This window comes from Phocaeicola faecicola, from assembly GCF_013618865.1.
GTDB lineage: Bacteria > Bacteroidota > Bacteroidia > Bacteroidales > Bacteroidaceae > Phocaeicola > Phocaeicola faecicola.
In genome coordinates this window covers 34,054-56,373 of sequence record NZ_JABSOE010000021.1, presented here as the reverse complement: position 1 = coordinate 56,373, position 22,320 = coordinate 34,054, and the positions used below count along the sequence as shown (strand labels likewise).

General features: G+C 46.6%; 18 protein-coding genes. 4 read left to right on the top strand and 14 right to left on the bottom strand.

What is annotated here, in order from left to right:
- The first annotated feature begins 63 nt into the window (after positions 1-63).
- Together H3001_RS07685 and H3001_RS07680 are read left to right on the top strand one after the other, a co-directional pair.
- Positions 64-1,032: a M23 family metallopeptidase gene (locus tag H3001_RS07685; RefSeq protein ID WP_181214601.1), complete on the top strand. Its 969-nt coding sequence runs from the start codon at positions 64-66 to the stop codon at positions 1,030-1,032.
- A gap of 22 nt (positions 1,033-1,054) precedes the next feature.
- On the top strand, positions 1,055-1,399 hold the full coding sequence (locus H3001_RS07680; protein WP_181214600.1) for a MerR family transcriptional regulator: 345 nt from the start codon (positions 1,055-1,057) through the stop codon (positions 1,397-1,399).
- A gap of 149 nt (positions 1,400-1,548) precedes the next feature.
- Here the strand turns inward: H3001_RS07680 and H3001_RS07675 are convergent, their stop codons facing one another.
- From H3001_RS07675 to H3001_RS07655, 5 genes are all read right to left on the bottom strand, one after another.
- Complete coding sequence (locus H3001_RS07675; protein ID WP_181214609.1) at positions 1,549-3,816, bottom strand: RelA/SpoT family protein; 2,268 nt, start codon at positions 3,814-3,816, stop codon at positions 1,549-1,551.
- A gap of 159 nt (positions 3,817-3,975) precedes the next feature.
- Positions 3,976-5,235 (bottom strand): lytic transglycosylase domain-containing protein, encoded by a 1,260-nt coding sequence (locus tag H3001_RS07670; protein WP_181214599.1) that lies wholly within the window; start codon positions 5,233-5,235, stop codon positions 3,976-3,978.
- 3 nt (positions 5,236-5,238) lie between these two features.
- On the bottom strand, positions 5,239-6,042 hold the full coding sequence (locus tag H3001_RS07665) for a DUF5683 domain-containing protein (protein ID WP_181214598.1): 804 nt from the start codon (positions 6,040-6,042) through the stop codon (positions 5,239-5,241).
- Positions 6,043-6,056: 14 nt separating this feature from the next.
- The gene (locus H3001_RS07660; RefSeq protein ID WP_181214597.1) at positions 6,057-6,959 is read right to left on the bottom strand and encodes a ParB/RepB/Spo0J family partition protein; all 903 of its coding nucleotides are present in this window, start codon (positions 6,957-6,959) and stop codon (positions 6,057-6,059) included.
- 77 nt (positions 6,960-7,036) lie between these two features.
- Positions 7,037-7,801: a ParA family protein gene (locus H3001_RS07655; RefSeq protein WP_181214596.1), complete on the bottom strand. Its 765-nt coding sequence runs from the start codon at positions 7,799-7,801 to the stop codon at positions 7,037-7,039.
- Positions 7,802-8,120: 319 nt separating this feature from the next.
- Between H3001_RS07655 and surE the strand changes: the two genes are divergently transcribed.
- Positions 8,121-8,891 (top strand): 5'/3'-nucleotidase SurE, encoded by a 771-nt coding sequence (gene surE, locus H3001_RS07650; protein WP_181214595.1) that lies wholly within the window; start codon positions 8,121-8,123, stop codon positions 8,889-8,891.
- Complete coding sequence (lpxB, locus tag H3001_RS07645) at positions 8,888-10,021, top strand: lipid-A-disaccharide synthase (protein WP_181214594.1); 1,134 nt, start codon at positions 8,888-8,890, stop codon at positions 10,019-10,021. The genes surE and lpxB overlap by 4 nt, the downstream gene beginning before the upstream one ends.
- Before the next feature lie 126 nt (positions 10,022-10,147).
- Here lpxB and H3001_RS07640 read toward each other — a convergent pair whose 3' ends face one another.
- From H3001_RS07640 to gdhA, 9 genes are all read right to left on the bottom strand, one after another.
- Entirely contained in the window at positions 10,148-11,452 is a 1,305-nt protein-coding gene (locus H3001_RS07640; RefSeq protein ID WP_181214593.1) for a TonB family protein, read from the bottom strand.
- Positions 11,453-11,541: 89 nt separating this feature from the next.
- Positions 11,542-12,786, bottom strand: coding sequence for an ABC transporter permease (locus H3001_RS07635; protein WP_181214592.1), 1,245 nt, complete (start codon positions 12,784-12,786; stop codon positions 11,542-11,544).
- 11 nt (positions 12,787-12,797) lie between these two features.
- Positions 12,798-13,973 carry an ABC transporter permease gene (locus H3001_RS07630; protein ID WP_181214591.1) on the bottom strand — a complete coding sequence of 392 codons (1,176 nt, stop codon included), beginning with the start codon at positions 13,971-13,973 and terminating at the stop codon, positions 12,798-12,800.
- A gap of 24 nt (positions 13,974-13,997) precedes the next feature.
- The gene (locus H3001_RS07625; protein WP_181214590.1) at positions 13,998-14,984 is read right to left on the bottom strand and encodes an HlyD family secretion protein; all 987 of its coding nucleotides are present in this window, start codon (positions 14,982-14,984) and stop codon (positions 13,998-14,000) included.
- A 9-nt stretch (positions 14,985-14,993) separates the two neighbouring features.
- Positions 14,994-16,445, bottom strand: coding sequence for a TolC family protein (locus H3001_RS07620; protein WP_181214589.1), 1,452 nt, complete (start codon positions 16,443-16,445; stop codon positions 14,994-14,996).
- Between the two features lie 129 nt (positions 16,446-16,574).
- Positions 16,575-17,933: a S41 family peptidase gene (locus tag H3001_RS07615; protein WP_246368521.1), complete on the bottom strand. Its 1,359-nt coding sequence runs from the start codon at positions 17,931-17,933 to the stop codon at positions 16,575-16,577.
- Positions 17,934-17,943: 10 nt separating this feature from the next.
- The gene (locus H3001_RS07610) at positions 17,944-18,813 is read right to left on the bottom strand and encodes a hypothetical protein (protein ID WP_181214588.1); all 870 of its coding nucleotides are present in this window, start codon (positions 18,811-18,813) and stop codon (positions 17,944-17,946) included.
- Positions 18,814-18,885: 72 nt separating this feature from the next.
- Positions 18,886-20,640 (bottom strand): fimbrillin family protein, encoded by a 1,755-nt coding sequence (locus H3001_RS07605; RefSeq protein ID WP_181214587.1) that lies wholly within the window; start codon positions 20,638-20,640, stop codon positions 18,886-18,888.
- 172 nt (positions 20,641-20,812) lie between these two features.
- On the bottom strand, positions 20,813-22,150 hold the full coding sequence (gene gdhA / locus H3001_RS07600; protein WP_181214586.1) for an NADP-specific glutamate dehydrogenase: 1,338 nt from the start codon (positions 22,148-22,150) through the stop codon (positions 20,813-20,815).
- Positions 22,151-22,320 lie beyond the last annotated feature (170 nt).

The window sequence follows — 22,320 nt, the reverse complement described above, 5'->3', positions numbered from 1 at the left end:
GTCCGTATGTTTTGGGGAAAACTTGAGTTTTGCTACCTTAAAAAATTTCAAAATTTGAATTGAATGCGTAAAGTTTACTATATATACAATCCGAAGACGCGTACTTATGATCGGATTTATCCTACCGTACGTCAGCGCGTAATGAATTACTTGCGTAATCTGTTTATTGGAATGGGACTGGGAGCCGGCAGCTTTATCGTACTTTTGCTGATATTCGGGTCTCCTTCTGAAAAAGATCTGAGGATGGAAAACTCTCGCTTACAGTCACAGTATCACATTCTTTCTTCGCGGCTGGATGAGGCGCTGGGGGTGATGCAGCAGCTTCAGCAGCGCGATGACAATCTCTACAGGGTCATCATGCAGGCCGATCCGGTGGCCGACGGGCTGCGTACGGCCAGTTACAGCAAAACCAACCGTTACGAGGAACTTATGGATATGGCCAGTTCCAAGCTGGTGGTGAATACCACTCAGAAGATGGACCTGCTTTCCAGACAGTTGTATATCCAGTCGAAATCGTACGATGAGATTGTCGACCTGTGCAAGCGGCACGATGAGATGCTGGCTTGTATTCCGGCCATTCAGCCTGTGGCGAACAAGAACCTCAAGCAGACAGCCTCCGGTTACGGTAACCGTATCGACCCGATTTACAAGACCATCAAATTTCATGCGGGAATGGACTTCTCGGCGAATGTCGGTACGCCGGTATATGCGACCGGAAATGCCAAGGTGGTGAAAGCCGGGTGGGAAGGACTTTATGGAAACTGTATTCTGCTGGACCACGGCTTCGGTTATGTGACCCGATATGCTCACCTGAGCAAGATAGATGTGAAGGTAGGGCAGAAGGTGGTACGTGGAGAGACCATCGGCAAGGTGGGAAGTACCGGGAAAAGTACCGGCCCTCATTTGCATTATGAGGTACACCTGAAAGGAAAAATCATGAATCCGGTCAATTATTATTTTATGGATTTGAATGCGGACGATTACGACAAGATGATCCAGTTGGCCGAGAACCATGGAAAAGTATTCGACTAATCTGACTTATTTCTGATTGCATATGGTACTGAAAAAAAAGCCCTTGAAACTGTATTATTCCATCAAGGAGGTGGCAGAGATGTTTGACGTCAAGGAATCTCTGCTGCGCTATTGGGAAAAGGAATTCCCGATCATTTCTCCCAAGAAGGCTGCCGGAAATATCCGTCAGTACCGGGAGGAGGACATCGCCAATGTGCGCCTGGTCTATCACCTGGTCAAGGAGAAAGGAATGACGCTGGCCGGAGCCAAGCAGAGGCTGGAGCAGAATAAGGAAGCGGTACGGGATACGGCGGAAATCGTTGCCCGCCTGAAACGGGTGCGCGAGGAACTGCTGAGCATGCGCAAGGAACTGGATTATATTACCTGACGGAGGAGGTTTCCGTAAGGTGAAAAAGGCTTTTGACGGAAAACGTAAAGAGGGCAGATTATCACTGCTGGGAAACGGCCCTGCTTAACAGCCGTTCTGATAAAACAATTCGTCCTGAACAACCTTCCAGCTGTTCAGGACGAATTGTTTTATTCAGTAATGATGTCATCAAAGTTTTCTATACGCGTCACTTTCTTGATGTGGTCAATCTTCTTCAGGTTCGTACAAATCGTATTCACATCATCTACGTCGTGTACATACAACTGGATTCTTCCTTCGAAAATACCGTCGTTCGATTCGATGTGCAATTTGTGGATGTTTACATTCAGTTGCTGCGAAATAATCTGAGTCACCTGGTTCAACACACCTATACCGTCTATTCCTTTCAGGTATACATTGACCGGGAAGTTCAGGGCTTTTCCAATCTCCCACTTGACAGCCAGCAGACGGTTGCCGAAACTGGTCTTCAGTTGCGTGGCAATAGGACACTGCCGTTTGTGAATCACAATACGGTTGTTGTCATCAATGTATCCCAGTACGTCATCTCCCGGAATAGGCTTGCAGCAATCTGCCAGGATATAGTTTTTCTGGATGGCATCGGGAGTAATCTTGATGATTTTCTTCTTGTCAATCTCCAGCGGAGCCGCTTCTTTCTTTTCTTCAGGCTTGGACTTGTTTCCTCCGAATGCAAACGAAATGTACTTCTTCCAGTTGGTAGGAGTCGGTTTTCCCTTCAGTTCATCCCTGTCGACATCGCCCAGTGTGAATACTCCCTGTCCGATACTTAAAGTCAGCTCTTCGAAATTCTTCACATGATGCAGCGTACAGAGTTTTTTGGTATTCTCATCGTTAAACTCTACCCCCTCTTTATGGAAGAAATCCGTCAGCAGGTCTTCACCTTTCTGCTGGTATTCTTTTTTCTCGCGTTTCAGGATGGCCAGAATCTTTGTCTTGGCCTTTGCGGTGGTTGCAAAATTAATCCATGAAGGCTGTACCTTCTGGGATTTGGAAGTCAGGATTTCCACCTGGTCTCCACTCTGCAGCTTGTGGCTCAGCGGTACGAGCTTATGGTTGACTTTCGCGCCGATACAGTGGCTGCCCAAGAAAGTATGGATGGAAAATGCAAAGTCCAGCGCCGTACAGTTCTGCGGCATGGTCTTGATTTCCCCCTTCGGGGTAAAGACAAAAATCTCCGAAGCAAACAGGTTCAGCTTAATGGTATCCAGGAAATCGAGGGCATCCGGCTGCGGATCGTCCAGAATCTCCTTAATGGTTTTCAGCCACTTGCTCAGTTCGCCTTCGTCTTCGCTGCCTCCACCTTCCTTGTATTTCCAGTGTGCGGCAAAACCCTGTTCTGCCACATCGTTCATCCGCTCACTTCGTATCTGCACCTCAATCCACTGCCCCTTATTGCTCATCAGGGTTACATGAAGTGCCTGATACCCATTGGCTTTCGGGTGACTGACCCAGTCCCGCAACCTGTCGGGATGCGGCTTGTAGATTTTGGATATCGCTACATATATGTCAAAGCAGTCGTTCAGTTCCTCCTCTTCGTTGCGTGGAGTAAAGATGATCCGGACTGCCAGAATGTCATAAATCTCTTCGAAAGTAATGTGCTTGGTCTGCATCTTATTCCAGATGGAATAAGGAGATTTGATGCGGGCAAGAATCTGATAGGGAATACCCATCTTGTCCAGTTGCTCACGGATAGGAGCCGTAAATTCGGTAAAGATGCTGTCACGCTCCTTTTGCGTTTCCTGCAATTTATGCTGTATCTCCTGGTAGGTTTCCGGATGCTCATACTTGAAACTCAGGTCTTCCAGCTCTGTCTTGATACGGTTCAACCCCAGACGGTTGGCCAACGGGGCATAAATATATAAGGTCTCTCCGGCAATTTTATACTGCTTGCTCGGAAGCATGGAGCCCAATGTACGCATGTTATGAAGGCGGTCGGCAATCTTGATCAGAATCACACGGATGTCGTCATTCATCGTAAGCAGCAGCTTCTTGAAGTTTTCTGCCTGGGCTGAGGCCCGGTCGCCGAAAATTCCTCCCGAAATCTTGGTCAGTCCGTCTACAATCTGTGCAATCTTAGGACCGAACAGGTTTTCAATGTCTTCCACGGTATAGTCCGTATCTTCTACCACATCGTGGAGCAAGGCAGAACAGATGGAGGTCGAACCCAGCCCGATTTCTACGCATGCGATGCGGGCTACCGCGATAGGATGCAGTATATAAGGTTCTCCCGAGCGCCTTCTGACTCCTTTATGAGCTTGTCTTGCAAAATTGAAGGCTTTGGTAATGATTTCTACTTTTTTACGGTGTTTACTTTCCAGATATCGGCTCAATAATTCTTGAAAAGCCTCATTGATTTGTTTTTCATCTGCTTGTTCTTGCACCTGTTTCTCATCCGTCATTGTTTGTCCCTCCATAATCTATATTGCAAAAATAAGGAAAATAAAGAATTAACCAAGTGTAATATATATTTTTTTGTTGAAGGGAAATGAAAAGCCCCCTGTCTGCTTCATGTAAATTCAGCAGGCAGGGGGCTTGTATGATTTCGTCATATTATTTTATCACCTGATGCGGATGGATTTTCCGGCACGTATGTTGCTTCCCTTTATGCCGTTCAATCGTCTCAACTGGCTGACGCTGACTCCGTAACGTGCGGCAATTCCTCCCAGTGTCTCACCGTTTCTGATTCTGTGATAAACGGCTTTTCCGGAACTTCCGGCTGTCTGTTGCGGCATGGATACAGTCTTGCGGCGGGTCTGATAAACCTCCGGCTTATAGTTATAGATACTGTCTTCATGTTCCAGGAAACAGCTGACCATGTTGTTGGGCAAACGCAGGGCATAGGTCTCTTCGTTGCCGGGGATGATGTCTTTCTTGAATTCCGGATTCAAAGCTCTCAGCTCATCCACGCTGATCTTACATACGTCGGAGATTTGCTGGAAATGGAGCGGGCGAGAGATGTGGATGGTATCCGTTCCCTCGGGCATACGCATTTCGAGCGGACTGATATTGTGTTCGCAATAGTAAGTCATGATGTAGTTGGCTGCAATGAACGCAGGCACATAGCTTCGGGTCTCTTTAGGCAGGTAATTATAGAGCTTCCAGAAATCCTTTTCCCCGTCGGCACGGCGGATGGCCTTGTTGATGGTTCCCGGACCGCAGTTGTAGGCAGCCAGTACCAGGTTCCAGTCGTGGTAAATATCGTATAAATCCTTCAGGTAGCGTGCGGCTGCCCGGGTAGACTTTATCGGATCACGGCGTTCGTCAACCAGACTGGTACTCTTCAGACCATAGATCTTACCTGTAGCCAGCATGAATTGCCACAGTCCCACAGCTCCTTGCCGGGAAGTAGCCATCGGATTCAATGCCGATTCGATGACAGGAAGGTACTTCAGTTCCAGTGGAAGATCGTATAAGTCGAGCGCTTCCTCGAATATCGGCATGTAAAAATTGTTGGCGCTTAACATAAATGCAACTTTCTGTCGCAAGCGAGTTGCATACATGTCAATGAATTTCCTTACAATCTCATTATAAGGCATTTCGATAATGGCCGGTATTCTCTGCAGGCGTTCAATATAGATCGAATCACTGATTTCCGGACTGTTGTCGGTAGCGACACAGTTCTCTCCCAGGTTGATATAATTCTTTGAAATCCAGTCCAGGTAAAGACTGTCCGTTTCGGAAAGCATTCCTTCCGGAAGTGTCATCGTGTCTTCCAGCTTCTCAGCACTTTGTCCGGAAAGGCTTCCTCCGGTGGTTTGTGCGCTTAAAGTTGTCGTGGTACTTAGAAAGGTTATAAACCCAATTAAAATTTTCTTCATGTTCTAAAATTTGATACTGCACTGCAGGCCAATGCCCTGAGGCATCTGCCGGTATGCATCATTAAAAATAGCAGGTTCCAGTGTCATACCCAGATCCTTGGAGATGTCGAAGTTGGACAACTCGGCATCAACGTATGCATCAATCACAGAAAGCAGGTATACGCCGATAAAGACGAAAATACTCAAATCCCGTTGTCTGCGGTATAAATCTTTTCTTTTCCGGAACAGTTCCTGGTAATAACTCAGTCTGGCCTGTACGTCGGCCTGTGTGATTCCAGGTCCCATGAAATCCATATAACTGTTGTTGTTGGGGTTATCGCTCATGATGTCCTGATAAGCCTGTGAATAATCCTTGTACATGCGGTTATTCCAGGTCAGGGCATATGTACATCCTACGAATCCTCCGTAGATGATGGGGAGTTTCCAGTATTTCCGGTTGTAAATCTGTCCGGCTCCCGGAATGGCCAGGGAAAGCCAGATCGAATTGTTCGGAATGGGAAGCCATTGCTTTTTGGGATGTGAGTCGGCAGTGATTTCCGGTTCTTTAAATTTCTGGGCAGAATCAGCCTGCTGCATCAGCCGGGTGGTATCGACAGGCGCTTCCAACTGAAGAATCTTCTGCTCCTGTGCGGTCAGTGAGTCCGGCTGCAAGGCAGGAAAGTCCGCACTGGCCCCGATTGTGTCTGCCGGGAATACTTCATTATTATCCCCTGCAGGCAATACCTGTGCCTTTATGTCATTTCCCGGCAAGAAGCAGAGAAACCACACCATCATGAACAACGTATATGTAATTGATATTTTTCTCAAAGCAAACTGTTTTTTTATTCGGTTGTAGGTTTTAGCGAATCCAGTATATCCATGATTCGTTCCAAATCGCTTTCACTGTTAAACGGGATACTGATTTTTCCTTTTCCCTTATTGCTGCATGACAGCTGTACCTTTGTTCCGAAAAAATTGCAAAGATGATTCTGCAGGGTAGTGTATTCTTCCGAGAGTTTTGCACCTTTGGGAGTAATCTTTTTCCCGTTGGCTTCGATTGTCTCACCTAACGAGAGGTTTTTGACCATCTCTTCTACCTTGCGTACAGAATATTCCTGGGCAATGATTTCCTTGAAAATCTTGAGCTGCAGCTGAGGATCTTCCAAAGCCAGCAGTGCCCGGGCATGTCCCATGTCTATTTCTCTGTTTTTCAAAGCCATCTGTATCGGAGCAGGCAGCTTCAGCAACCGGAGGTAATTGGCGATTGTCGTTCTTTTCTTGCCGACGCGTTCACTCAGCCGTTCCTGGGTCAGTTCGTACTGCTCAATCAGATGCTGATAAGCCAGTGCGATTTCCAGTGAGTTGAGGTCTTCACGCTGAATGTTTTCAATCAGTGCCATCTCCAGCACATTCTCGTCGTCAGCTGTACGGATATAAGCCGGAATGGTGGTCAGTCCTGCCAGTTTGGAAGCCCTGAATCTCCGTTCTCCGGCAATGATCTGATAGGAGTCGTCACTGATCTGCCGCAGTGTGATAGGCTGTATGATGCCAATTTCGGCAATTGAATCTGCCAATTCCTGTAAGGCGATCGGATCAAATTCACGCCGAGGCTGGTTCGGATTGACTGTAATCTTGCTCAGTTCCACCTCATTGATGGACGACGAGCCTGATGTCCTTACTTCTTCGTTGGTCGAAATAAGTGCGTCAAGTCCTCTGCCTAATGTAAATTTTTTCTGTACTGCCATAGTTCTATAAAATATGAAGAAAGAGAATCGAACCGGCTTTGACCGCTCTCTTTCTTCCTACTATCTATATAATTATGTTATTTGTTCTTGTTAATGATCTCGTTGGCCAATGCCAGGTGGTTCTTGGCCCCTGTAGAATCCGCATCGTACAGGATGGCTGGGATTCCATGGCTTGGCGCTTCGCTCAGTTTGACATTTCGCTGGATGATGGTCTTGAAAACCAGTTCCTGAAAATGTCTTTTGACTTCATCGTAAATCTGATTGGCCAGACGAAGACGTGAGTCAAACATGGTCAGCAGGAATCCTTCTATTTCCAGGTTCGGATTCAGCTTCGATTTGATGATCTTGATGGTGTTCAGCAATTTGCTGATACCTTCAAGAGCGAAATATTCACATTGTACCGGAATGATTACGGAATCGGCTGCAGTCAGTGCATTGATGGTAATCAGTCCCAATGAAGGAGAGCAGTCTATCAGAATATAGTCGTATTCATTCTTCATGGGCTCCAGTGTTTTCTTCATGATTTTCTCTCTATTCTCCAAGTTAAGCATCTCAATCTCCGCACCCACTAAGTCTATGTGAGAGGGGATGATGTCCAATCCGTCAATATCGGTAGTATATATAGCTTCCCTGACATCGGCCTGGTTGATGATACATTCATAAATGGAACAGTCAATTTCTTTCAGGTCTACTCCTAATCCTGAAGATGCGTTTGCTTGTGGGTCAGCATCAACAACAAGTACTTTTTTTTCTAAAGTAGCCAATGATGCGGCCAAATTAATAGTAGTAGTCGTTTTACCTACTCCGCCTTTTTGATTGGCTAAAGCAATTATTTTTCCCATATTAATCAGTTTATCTGATTGCGAAATAACAAATAAATGATGAGAGTCAGTATCTGCTTTCCGATGCAATTCCGAAAAATGTTGATAACTCACATCTTCTGTTAATAACTTCGAGAGAGCAAAGATATATAATTCTGTGCAATGAAAGCGGCCTCGGGTATCTAAAATTTGCAAATATCCGTACTGATTTTTACGCTTCCGAAAGAATCATTCCGTAAATGTGCTTGCTGCAGATTCCCAGGGGCTTTTAAAGAGGAGTCAGGAATTGTATGGGATGGAGATTTATTGTAACTTTACACCGTCAATAGAAATTGTGTATATGGAAAAAAGACCTCTTTTGTTGGTATCGAATGATGATGGTGTAAATGCCAAAGGAATACATGAGTTAATAAAAGTGTTGCGCCCGCTGGCCGATTTGATTGTGGTGGCCCCCGATGGTCCCCGTTCCGGTTCTTCCGGAGCAATTACTTCAGAGCATCCTCTGCGGTGCGTGAAGGTGGAGCAGGCTCCCGAACTGACGGTCTATAAGTGTTCAGGTACTCCGGTTGACTGTGTGAAACTGGCACTGGATTCCCTGGTTCCCCGGGTTCCCGACCTGGTGATCGGCGGTATCAATCATGGTGATAATTCTTCGGTGAACATACATTACTCTGGCACGATGGGAGTGGTGATTGAGGGTTGTTTGAAGGCAATTCCTTCTATCGGTTTTTCGCTCTGCAACCATTCGGCAGATGCTGATTTCTCTCCGTGCCTTCCTTATATAGAACTGATTGTCAAGAGAGTATTGGAAAAGGGATTGCCTCAGTGGACTTGTCTGAATGTGAATTTCCCGAATACGGAGCAACTGAACGGGGTCCGTATCTGCCGGCAGACTCAAGGGGTATGGACGAATGAATTTGTCAAGGCAGACCATCCGCGTGGCGGAAACTATTACTGGCTGACGGGAGAGTACGTCAATCTGGAGCCTGATCAGGAAGATACAGACCACTGGGCACTGGATCATGATTATGTGGCCATTACTCCTGTACAGGTCGATATGACGGCTTATGCGTTATTGGCTGAAATGAAAAACTGGGACTTGAAGTTATGAAATACTATTTGATTGCCGGTGAGGCTTCGGGCGATTTGCATGCCTCCAATTTGATGGCAGCTTTGAAAAAGGAGGACCCGCTGGCTGAGTTCCGCTTCTTTGGCGGAGATCTGATGAAGCAGGTGGGAGGGACTCTGGTAAAACATTACCGGGATCTGGCTTACATGGGCTTTATTCCGGTGCTGCTGCATTTGCGTACCATTTTCCGGAACATGCACGTGTGTAAGATGGATATTGTAAACTGGAAACCGGATGTGCTGATTCTGATAGACTATCCGGGCTTCAATCTGAAGATTGCCGAATATATAAAAAAGCATACGCAGATACCGGTTTATTATTATATCTCCCCCAAAATATGGGCCTGGAAGGAATATCGCATCAAAAATATCAAGCGCGATGTGGACCGCCTCTTTTCCATCCTTCCTTTTGAAATCGATTTTTTTCGCAAGCACCATTATCCGGTGTGCTATGTGGGAAATCCTTGTGTGGATGCCGTGCATGATTACCTGCAGAAGAACGAAAGGAATTTTCAGCAGTTTGTTGCCGATAATGCACTGGAAGACAAACCGGTACTGGCTCTCCTGGCAGGAAGCCGGAAGCAGGAAATCAAAGACAATCTGGTCCGTATGGTGGAGGCGGCAGGCAAATTCTCTCAGTACCAGCTTGTGGTAGCAGGAGCTCCGGGACTCGATGAAGCCTTTTACCGGAAATATGTGGGGCAGGAGGTCAAAGTGATTTTCGGACAGACTTACCGTCTGTTGCACCATGCAGAGGCTGCTTTGGTGACATCGGGAACCGCTACCTTGGAAACGGCTTTGTTCCGTGTGCCGCAAGTGGTCTGTTATTACATTTCGTGCGGCAAACTGGTTTCTTTCCTGCGCCGGATGATTTTGAAGGTGAAGTACATTTCTTTGGTCAACCTGATTGCAGACAGGGAAGTGGTGAAAGAACTGGTTGCCGATGGCATGACGGTCTTGAACGTGCACGATGAACTGTGCAAGATCATTCCCGGGGGAAATGCCCGGAACCGCATGCTGGCCGATTATGAGAGGGTTATCGGAATTCTCGGCGAGGCAGGGGCTTCACAGCGGGCTGCAAAAGCGATGATAGAAGAACTGCGCCGTAAGTGATGCTCTTATAAGTGTTGCTCTTATTATAAAACCTGATATGATAAAAACTAATTCGTCCATGAAGCATTCCTGCACGAAAAGAAATGCTTCATGGACGAATTGTTTTTTTATTACCTGATTTGCCAATTAATTTTCTGCAGGTACCGTTGCGGCATTTTCAGCTGGAGCCACCGGTTCTTTGTCTTTGATGCCAAACAGCCAGCGGAAGAAACGAACCAGGAAGTTGCGTTTTTTCGGTGCCTGTGTGGCTGGTTGTTCCACAGGAGCCTGAATCTGAGTGGAATCCTTCTGCAAGGTATCTGCCGGTGCGACAATCAGACTGTCATTGGCCGTTTTCTGAAGAAGGGCAGGCGGAAGGATGCTGTCTGTCTGGAGATGGAGCAGCGAATCTTTCTTCAGCGAATCCTGGAGAAGTACCGGAGGTTGCGGTAATACCGTATGGTTCAAAGTATCTTTTTGCGGGCGGGGAGTCTCTTTGGGCTCCGGTGCTTTGCGAGGTATTTTGAATTGTACCGGTACGGAGTATTTGCAGCGGACTGCCCGGCCGTTTTCCTTTCCCGGAATCCAGCGTGGCATGTTTCTGATGGCTGTCAGGGCTGCCGTATCCATACTGGCTTCCAGGTGTCTGACAATGACCGGAGAGGTGATTTCTCCATTGGTTTCTACCACGAACTGCACGGCAACCACTCCTTCAATTGAATCGCGGAGGGCCTGAGGAGGGTATACAAGATTCCTTTTCAGGTAGTTGACGAAGGCTTTCATGCCTCCTCGTGGAAATTCGGGCATCTGTGAGACGACCGAATATACCCTTCCGGCACTTTTTTCTTTCATGTAGACGGTATAAGGGTCGTTGGTTTCTTTAAGAAAGGGGGTGATGTTCAGCAGGCGGTTTTCCATGCCTTCCGCACGTATGGCGATGGGGTGGTTGTAATCGGCTTCAATCTGGAATGATCCGATTTCATCCGAAACCGTTTTCCTTCCCGTTCCCTGAATGCTGATGATGGCTCCGGTGATGGGATTGTCTTTCTCGTCTTTTACGAAGCCTTCAATGCTGAAGGTCTGGTTCTGCTGTTTGAATACCGCAATGTCTTCGGGGCTGTCCAGATAGAAAGTACGGATGTTTTTTTCTTTTTCCAGTGGAAAAGACAGAACAGACTTCTGTAAATCGGACAGGAAATACAGGGAAGCCGTGTAGGTATAACTGGAGCTTGCATCGAAATCGAAAACGATTACTCCTTCCTTATCTGTTCTGTATTCATTGCTTCTCCCGTTGATTTTCAGGAGTACTTCAGTCTGAGGTTCGCAGGTTGATTTTAATATCGTAAACTGAAAATTAGTTTTGGCGTTTTGTGCATACAGCCAGGGCGTGCCGATGAAAATGAGACACAAGGCAAGAAATGGAAGTAACTGAAATCTTTTATCTTGATTCATAATTGCTAATAATAGATGTGCAAAACTACAAGTATTCCTGCGTTCTGCAAAGTTTCTTCCTCATTTTTTCTTGCTTGTGTTCATTCTGCTTATTTAAAACGTTTTTTCTTTTTGTACTGATAGATACGTCTGATGGCATGGTAGCGGCTCAGACGGATCTGATACCGGTAGGCCAGGCATGCGGTCAGGAAATATACTCCAGCCTGGATCCATAAGGCACGGAATTCGGGTATGACTTCGTGCAGTGTGGCCCCCATGCTGTTTATCCGGACAAAACCGTTGATACCGAAGGTCGATGGGAATATCCATGACACCACTTCCCAAAATTTGGGTATGGCGGCTCCCGGCCAGGAAATTCCGGAGATGAACAACAGCGGTACGGAAGTGAAGACGTAAATCATCATACAGGCTTCTCTGTGATGTATGAAGATGGAGCATGTAATGGCAAAAAAGATACATGCCAGCAGATAGGGCAGCACAAAAGCAATCAATGTACCAGGCTGTGCAATCTGTACCAGGCTGAACAGTTTGGGGACGACGCAGAGTACATAAGCAGCTACCAGTGTGTAAATGAGCAGGTAAGCAAATGATTTGCCCAATACGATGCGCAGGGTTCCCTGATACTGTCTGGCGATAGGTACGAGGTCGTGAAAACGGTTGTTCTCACGGGCGGTACCGGCTGACAGTCCTATGCCCAGCAAGAGTGTCTGCTGGATAATCAGCATTAGTACGGCCGGAATCAGAAAACTGGCAAATCCGTTTTGCGGATTGAACAGGGAGACAGCTTCGTACTCAATCGGGGCAGTGGTGATTTCATCCTGCCGGTCGGTGGTGTTGCCAGCCCGTTGGATTTTAATGCTTTTGTTCATTGTCAGTGAGGCTTCTGTACTGGCAGTCAGGATGGCCTTGTAATAAAGCATTCCGCTCATATCACAGAAGATGCTGACGTGTGTCTGCTCCCCCTGTGCAATATCTTTACTGAAGTTTTCCGGAATGTAGATAATACCGTATACGTCCTGTCTTTTGACCAGTTCTTTGGCTTCTTCCATGTCGGCGCAGTAGGACTGGATCTTGATATCCGGACTTCCGTCTGCCAGCCGCAGGAATTCCCGGCTTGAACTGGAATGGCTTTGATCTACCGCGGCTACCGGTACTTCACGTACCACCTCGGAGGTATAGATGAACGCATAGACAAGCGGATATGCCAGCGGAACAAGCAGGAAGAAAATCAGTACCCCCTGATCCTTGAACGTGGCCCGCAGTTCTTGGCAGCAGATGTGAAACAAGCCGCTTAATCCTTGCCTAACGATATGTTTGAATGAATAATTGTTCATGGTTTAAAATTTTAAGGGATATACACATATTGAGTCATGACAGTGCGGATGCGTTTCAGTACGAAAAATGGCAAAAGCATGAATATCAGCAATGCCACCACCGAATGCCAGGCATAAATAATGGGATATCCGTTTAGGGCAAGATTTACATATAGCAGGAAATAATGCCGCAGAGGGAAGAGGTTGCTGAGTGCCTGCAGGGTGGGATGCATGGCCATCACCGGAAAGGTAAATCCGGAAATGGAGAATGAAATGACTCCCCACAGAGACCCGGCACTCAGAGCCAGTCGCAGGCTTCCGAATATTCCGAAGAAGAGCACCCCGATAGCCTGTGAAGCCAGTACCAGTGCCATACTGATCAGAATCATCGGTAATATGCCACTGTGACACGGATAGTGCAGATAGCCGTACAGGTATACGTTGTAGAAAATCGCCATGATAAAAAAGAACATACTCTGTGGCAGTAATTTTCCTACGATGGCCGTGATAATCGACTGGTCTGCTTTCTCCATCAAGTCATGAGCCGTATTGTCTTTGATCTCTGTCCCCAGTGTATAGCTGGTGGTGAGGAATATCAGCAGCATCAGTATACCGGGAAAAATCGTATTGCAGAGATAGATCGAATAATTCAGCCAGGGATTACTGATGGCATGAGTATCGATTACGATGGGCTGCAGAAATGCGAGTGCCTGCCGCTCAGTAGCTCCCTTGGCTAGCAGCGTACTTTGGCCGATGGCAGCTGAGGCCAGTTCAGACATCATTCGCTGGTCTTTGTAGAGCAGTGAGGCTGCTACCAGGTAGGCGTTGTTGGTGTAGAACGATACCCGGGGCTGCTTGCTGGAAATGGCCTTTTCGGTAGTTCCTTCCGGAATATAGTAAAATGAATAGATTTCTCCTCTTTGCATAGCCTGTCTCGCATCGTCAAAGCTGCTGTAATGCTTGACTACCTGTGTCTGCTGAAAGGCATCCAGGTTGCGGATGATGTTACGCGTGACGGAGGTATTGTCCAAATCCACAACTCCCGATGGCAGGTTAGTAGGCAGTCCTTCGTCCATCAGCGTAGAAAAGAAGATGAAACTAAGTACCGGAGCTATTACCATGCAAAACAAATACATGGGTTTGGTTGCAATGCGTTTGATTTCCCGGACAACAACCTCTGACAGGCATTTATGGATTGTAATTGACATATAAACAGATGGATAAACAATAATTTATTTTTCAATGATGGCCGACATTCCCGGACGCAGGGACTCGACGGGCTGCACCGGTTTGGCTTTTACCTCAAACGTCTTCAGGTCGAACTGTCCGGTAGTCTTGGTGGCTTTCCAGGCGGCATAAGTACCCAGGTCTTTCATGTAAGTGACTTTGAAGGTCACGTCTTTGTCCAAGGCCGGAACATATGCCTTTATTTCTCCGCCTACGCTGAAATCCTTCAGGTAGTCTTCACGGACATTGAACGTTACCCACATGTCTTCCATCTGGGCGATGTTCATGATCGGGGCGCCAGTACCTACCAGTTCTCCGACTTTAGGGAAAATTTCGGTCACTTCTCCGTCGGCAGAGGCAATCAGGTAGGTTTCTTTGATGTATGAGTTGACTTCTGCTACGGCACCTTTCGCACGTTCTACCTGGGCAGCTGCCATTTCCTTATCCTCTTTCTGAGCTCCGTTCTTTGCCATGGTATATTGTGCCTTGGCCGCTTTTTCCGTAGCAGCCATTGCATCATATTGTGCCTTGGCCTCGTCGCGTTTCTGGGCCGACATCACTCCGCTTTCAAAAAGACGGTTTACCCGCTGATAAGATTTTTCAGCAATCTCCAGTCCGGCTTTGGCTTTCTGCCACATTTCATAAGCAGCCTGCAGCTGTTCGGCACGTACTCCTTTTTCCGCTTTCTGACTGAGCGCTAAAGCGGCCTGTTCTGCGGCCTGTGCCTGTGACAGTTTCGCCATGACTTCCGGGGCTTCCAGAATGGCCAGTGTGTCTCCGGCTCTGACTTTATCTCCTTCGTATACCCAGTATTTTAAAATTCTTCCAGGCACCTTGCTGGATACTCTATATTCTGTGGCTTCGGCTTGTCCCTGTATAATTTCCGGTCCTTTACCCAGTGTAAAGAAACCGATCACGCTGACCAGAATAATAACCGCTACTAGTGTAAAGAAGGCCAGCATAACATTGCTGCGTTGATTTTTTTCTGACATATCAGTATTTTATTTTAAAATTCCCATTGATTTATTAAGATATAACTCACTCATTTTCATGTCTATCTGCGCGTCGATTTTGCTGGACTGTGCTGACAGCCATGCGGTTTGTGCCTCCAGTACGTTGCTGGTAGGGATGACTCCTTCCTTGAAACCTAAGTCGGCATATCGGAGGTTTTCTTCTGCTTTCGACATGTTCTGTTCTGCCATTGCCAGTTTCTTTACGGCTTCGTTGACTTTATAGGAACTTTGAGAAACCTGCAATTCGATTTTTTCCTTGGCATCGTCCAACTGGTAGCGGGCAATGTTGGCCTCTGCTCTTGCGGCTTTGACCTTATATATTCCTTCTCCCCAGTGGAATACCGGAATCTTGACTACGACTCCCACTCCCCAGAATCCTCTGAATTTGTTTTCAAATCCGTTGACCAGTGAAGGATTGGTAAAGGTGTAGTTGGCGGTAAGACCTACCGAGGGCAGGAATTCCGAACGGGTCACGTTTACTTTTTGACGATAAATCTTTTCTGCAAGTTCCAGACTCTTGATTTCTTCCCGGTTTGACAGGGCCGTATTTACATTGAATTCGGTGCGGTTGTCGGGAATTGGTAGGTTCTGCATGTCCTCGTCGGCCAGCCGGATGTCGGAGTTCAGCGGAATGCCGCACAGTTGGCATAATACCATTTTTGACAGACTGAGTCCGTTCTCCACCTGTGTCAGTGTGATTTCGGCTTCGTTGACTTTTACTTTGACGCTCAGTTCATCGGCTTTTGTCGCTACTCCTTCCTTGACCATCTGGCTCACATCCTGGTCGAGCTGTCTGACCAGTTTCAGGAAACTTTCGGCCAGTTTTCTTTTATTGACCAGTGAGATTACCTGCCAGTATGCCTGGTCGGTATTCAAAATCAGGTCCTGCATACCGGTGGCATGCTGTGACTCAGCCAGCTGTTCGGCATACTTTGTGATTTTATTGTAAGCGATGATTTTTCCGCCCATGAAGATCGGCTGGGTTAAGGTAGCGGTTCCTGCGTACAGATTTCTGGTATCGGTGCGAAAAGCATTGACCAGTTCTTCTCCTTTCTGGTTCAGACTGTTGGCGATGCCGGGGAGCATCGGTAATATCGGTTGCAGGATAGTACCCAGGCCGGGCACACTTCCAGCCATTCCCTGAATGGCCTGCTGCAGTTCCGTACCGATGGTGCTGATTGCCGTTTTTTGTTGGTCATTGAGTAAGGATATCTCCTTTTGCGTATGCATATAAGTACCCATTACATCGATTTTGGGCAGAAAATTAGTAAATGCCGCTTTGTTCTGATAGTGGGCTGCATTTATTTTTTCCTGAGCAATACGTAGCTCTTTGTTGTTTTCCAGAGCCAAAGCCCGGCAACTGTCTATGTTGAGAACACGTTGGCTGTATCCTCCTAGAGCGATTCCCGAGAGTAAAAATAAGCTTAAAAATCTTTTCATTGCCTGATTCGCATTTGTTATTGGTTGTTTATGCAACATTGCAAATATATACATTATAAACAAATGCGAAAAGAAAAGGTTGAAAAGATATTTCGCTAACTTATTATTTTACCATTTTTTAGTAAATGGTTACTCTTGGGAGAAATGGGATGGCAACTGTGCCTTTTTCTCTCTTTTTGTAATGGAATTATAGAGAATACTTGTCGATGCAACACGCGTTTTGGGGGCTGTTGTCTGAGGGAAACTTCCGTTCTCAATGTGATAGAGCACCGGCCGCAAGAGACTGTCTTGCGGGGTTCCGAACTCTCCGAGCTCACCCGCCAGATTTTCTTCCAGCAGGAAATCGGGTTTAAGTCCTTCCTCGTAATACTCGTATTCGCCTTTCGAGTTGCTGATATAGGCTGTTGTCAGCCAGAATTCCAATTTGGGTGCCAGAGGGTCTTTAAAAAGACTTTGAGCCACGTTCTTACCGAAAGTTGCTTCTCCTACCTGGAAGAGTTTCCCGGTCATGTACGGGCGCAGGCAGTTGATGACCAGTTCGGATGCCGAAGCGGTATTGGAAGTGGTAAGGATATACAGATTTCTGTAATCGAAGCGGTTTCCTCCTGCCAGAAGCTGCGGGTCGAAGTTGTACGTCTGTACCTTATTGATCTTGTCATTCGGAATCAGGTCTACACATTTCTGGTTCATGGCATTCGACGGTGCCAGGTAGGTGCCTAAAAGGATGGCAGTCGATACGCTTCCTCCCGGATTATACCTCAGGTCCAGGATAATGTCGGTGGTATTGGAAGGAATGTTGGCGAATGCCTCTCTCAGTTCATTTTCTGCCTCGAAACTGTTGTATAGAATGTAATATGCATGCTGGTTTCCTGCCTGAATCGACTTGGTCATAAGTACACTCGGTTCCTCAATCACTCTTGGAGCCGGCATTTCAACCATGATTGTATCGTTCTTTTCCTCGGTGTTTTTTCGGGCAATTTTATAGTTGTACGCCTGCATGGGCCGTTCTATGTACTGTTCGTAATTGCTGCTGTTAATCTTCTGACTGTCTGCCTCAATGATCCAGTCTCCCCGTTTCAGTCCCGCTTCCGAAGCCGGTGAGTTGGGGTAGGTATACAACACGTGCACCACATTGTCACCTGCAGCATTTCTTACCAAAGCTCCCTCAATTCCGTAGCTGGGATACTGGCTGGTTATTGTTCTTGTTTCGTTGAATACCGAATCAATGTGTGAGAACAGGACACCGTTTTTCTGGTCGCGGGAAGATGCGGCCGATTTTAAGAACTCACTCGGTTTCCTGAAAAAATCCAACTCACTCTCGGCAGGAATATCGTTGTAGAACAAGTAATTTTGCTGCATGGTCTCATACATCCATGTCTTGGTGCTGATAAGGGCATAATATTCCCCCGACCGGTCTTCTCCGCAGGACGCCAGCAAGACCGGGGCCAGAATAAACGGCAATATGAAATAAGTCAGAATTTTCTTCATGAGTGGCTAATTAGTTCATTTCAAATGCATTCTGTCCAATCATGTTTCCATCGGCAAAGATATAGATGTTGTATTCTCCTGCCGGCAGGAATTCTTCCACATCCCAATATACGGTAACCTGCTGTTCTTCTCCGGTATATTCAATATATTTCTTGATGGAATAAGTCAGCTTGCGGTTTTCGTACGGGAAGGTAGTGTCGCCTTTGGACAAAATCTCATTGTTCGGCTTGGCAATCCGGATGTACAATGTCTTGTTTCCGGTCTCTGCAGTAATATTCTTCACGATGGTGAACGAGATGGCAATTTTTTTCACATCCTTCACTTTCCGCGCTTTCTTACCCCGCTTGTTCATCGGCAGGGCAGTAATATTGGTTGCATCCAGTTGGGCAGCCAGTGTCACCTTCTCATTCAGGTTTTTCTTTTCGGCCGAGAGCGTATTGATTTCCCGGGTTGCAGCCGAGTATTTATTCTTCACCTCCTGATTTTCGGCCACCAGTGCAGCGTTGATGCGGTTCAGTGAGTCGATCTGCATCACATAGCTTCTCAACACGGCCCTGACTGTCTTAAGTTCTTTTTTCAGTCGCATGATTTCACTGGCATTGCTGCTTTTTACCTGACGCAGTTCTTCCAGCAGGCGCTGTGTCTTCAGCTTTTCGCTTTCCAGCTTTTCCCGGAGCGAGTCATTGTTTATCTGAATTTGCAGTTCATCGTACTGAGTGGCGAATGTACTGTATTCATTTTCCATCTCTTCCTTTTCGATGGCAAAAAGTTCGGTCATGTTCTTGTTCTTCCGGAACTCGTTAAAAGCCAGAAAAGAGACACCGGCAATCAGGACTACCAGTGTCGCGATAATTATCAGCAGTTTTTTGTTCTTATCCATGAAAAAAATGTATTTGGTGCAAAAATACAACATTTTATGTATAAAACAGATTCCGGATGCTAAAAAATCTAATCATCTTACCGTGCGCTGCAGATAGGCCGGCAGTTCCTGCCGGCTGCGCCATTCATGAAACTGACGCTTAGGGTACTGTTTCTTTCCGGTGGTCTGGATCCAGTTGTTCAGTGCATTGACCACCGGTTGCCTGCTGTTGTCATTCCTGATAATGAGAAAACTTTCCGCTTCATAAGGATAGGTATTAAAGTTCTTGCTGCTTCTGCTTTTCTTGTAAACCGGCCGTGTAAATGAGCTTTCCTTCATGTAATAACAGTTGCTGATATATCCGCTGGTTTCGTAGACGATGTGCGCATATTCCGCCACTTTGGGCTTGTGGGTATTCTGGTGTGAATAACAGTTCTGGATTACTCCGCCAGAGGTAACTCTATGGCATATGCCAGCACCTATCAGAATGTTCTTCAAATCGCAGTGCGCAATATAACTGTTTAACACACTTCCATCTGTCTCGCTTACGATACCTCCGGTATTTCCATTAGGATTGATATTGTAGAAAGAGGTATTTTCTACCGAACAGTTGAGGATGATTCCTTTGTTGTAGCAGGCTATCGCACCCAGGTACAATTGGTACTGGGGTTTAATGCGACTGTCCGTAATCCGGCAGTTGTTGATGGTTCCTCCATTCAATCCGCAAAGTAGTCCTATATTCCGGTATCTCCATGTACTCGGGGCTATCTCAGCATGGGAAAGAGTCAGGTTTTTCACTTCACCCTCGGGGGAAATATAGGAAAAAAGTCCTAAATAATTTGAATCATGGAACGGATATAAACTTAATCCGTATATGGTATTTCCTTTTCCGTCGAAACAGTCTTTCAACCCTTTCTTGTCCCCTTTTACCGGAACATAACCGATGGGCTGTATCTGCTTGCTTTCGGCGGGTGTCAGCCGGATATCATTCTGCAGGGTGTAGACCGTCCGGCTTCCCTGGCTATGTCCGAATTCTTCCAGTCTGCGGTCTTTATAAGGATTCCCGTTGATCAGATGGGTGAAGGCCACCAGGTCCTCACCCGTATAGATGCCCGGTTCTTTTTCGGAGGGAGTCAGCCGGCAGATATATTGACGGTTCTGCTGATAGTCCCTTGGAGACAGGTCCGCTTCCTTGGTCTGGTTGTCGGAATAAGTCAGCCGGATGCGGATGCTCATCTGTGGAGCGGGAGGAATCAGGAAAGAATAGCTGCCCTCTTTGTTGCCTTCGAGCACATAGGTCCTGGGCTCTCCGGTGGCAAATTCCATCTTTCCGGAGTAAGGATCGATGGAGGAAATCTGTTGGGATGGAGTAATTGCAAGTTGTCTGAGGTTGCTTTTGAGCCCCTCTTTTACCTCTATGGTCAGCAGGGAGAACAGGTGCTTGAATTCCAGTGCGATATTTTCTTTATAGGCCACCTGCTGTCTGCAGTACAGAAAATCTTTCAGGAGACCGTCGGATTCATAAAAACCGTTCTGATTTTCCGGAAAAACGGGGTAATAGGATGAGAGATGCACCGGTTCCGGCGTGTGTTTCCATTCCAGTGTGTGCTGCCACCTTCCCTGGCGGAAGGTCAGTATGGCATTGTGGGCTTCGATGCCTCCGGTGGCAAACAGGGAGATCCGGCTTTCTTCCGGGAGCATTTGCAGCGAGAGGCTGCGCGAATGTTCTTCCTGAAAACCGTAGTAGGTATTTCCGGTAACGGTCAGTGACGACTGGGGTTCGTAGAGGTGTTCTGCAGTACATCCAAAACTGCAGATAATGGCTATCAATCCAATAATTTTTTTCATATGCATAAGGTCTTTTATTGGAATAACGCACGTTTCTCTCAGTGTATACCTTATCCGATGTATTTTTTTACTTACCGGATAAAAAAAGCGCTGCCCACCTTCACAGGTAGACAGCGAAAACTACAATACAAAATACAAATACAACTAAACGAGATATTTTAATTTATTATGATTAAACAATTCCTTGTGCCATCATGGCATGAGCTACCTTCATGAATCCGGCGATGTTGGCTCCCTTGACGTAGTTGATGTATCCGTCCGGTTCGGTTCCGTATTTGACGCACTGTTCATGAATGTTGTTCATAATCTGATGCAGTTTTTCATCGACTTCCTGGGCACTCCAGCTCAGATGCATGGCATTCTGGCTCATTTCAAGACCTGAGGTAGCTACTCCACCAGCGTTGACTGCCTTGCCCGGAGCATACATGATCTTATGTTCAAGGAAAGCGTCGATGGCTTCCGGCGTACATCCCATGTTGGAAATCTCGCCTACGCAGGTTACCTGGTTTTCAATCAGATGTTTGGCATCCTCTCCGTTCAATTCGTTCTGGGTAGCACATGGCAATGCGATGTCTACTTTTACTTCCCATGGACGGCGTCCTTCTACGAAAGTTGCTTCAGGATATTTTTCTGCATAAGGTGCTACGATATCGTTACCGGAAGCTCTCAGTTCCAGCATGTAGTCGATCTTTTCTCCGCTGATACCGTTCGGGTCATATACGTATCCGTCCGGTCCGGAGATGGTGACTACCTTGGCACCCAGTTGGGTAGCCTTTGTAGCAGCACCCCAAGCCACATTACCGAAGCCTGAAATGGCTACTGTCTTTCCCTTTATGTCAATGCCCTTCTTGTCGAGCATGTGTTTTACGAAATAAAGACCTCCGAATCCCGTAGCTTCCGGGCGGATCAGTGAACCTCCGAATTCCAGTCCCTTACCTGTGAAGGTACCTGTAAATTCGTGCGTCAGCTTTTTATACATACCAAACATGTATCCCACTTCGCGGCCGCCTACACCGATATCACCTGCCGGAACGTCCATATCCGGTCCTACATGACGCCACAGTTCCAGCATGAATGCCTGGCAGAAGCGCATGATTTCGGCATCGCTCTTTCCTCTGGGAGAGAAATCCGAACCGCCTTTTCCGCCACCCATAGGAAGGGTAGTCAGTGCGTTCTTGAAAGTCTGTTCAAATCCCAGGAATTTCAGAATGGACAAATTGACTGATGCATGGAAACGAATACCTCCCTTGTAAGGACCTATCGCATTGTTGAACTGTACACGATATCCCAGATTAACCTGTACCTTACCCTTGTCATCTACCCATGGAACACGGAACGTGATGATTCTGTCGGGCTCTACCAGACGTTCAATCAGTGATACTTTTTCAAATTCAGGATGCTGGTTATATACGTCTTCGATACAAAGCAATACTTCTCTTACGGCTTGTAAATACTCTGACTCACCCGGATGCTTGGCTTCCAGGGATGACATAATTTGGTTGATATTCATGACACGTTAATTTAAGGTCTGACAAAATGTTTCTTTTGTTACTGCAAAGTTATTCTTTTATCGGAGACTGCAAAATGTTTGGGGTATTTTTTCTCTGAGATTGTAATAAAATGTAGGCCGCCGGTTGCGGTACAATTGTACCTTGTGTTAAAAACATGAGGAGTTTTATT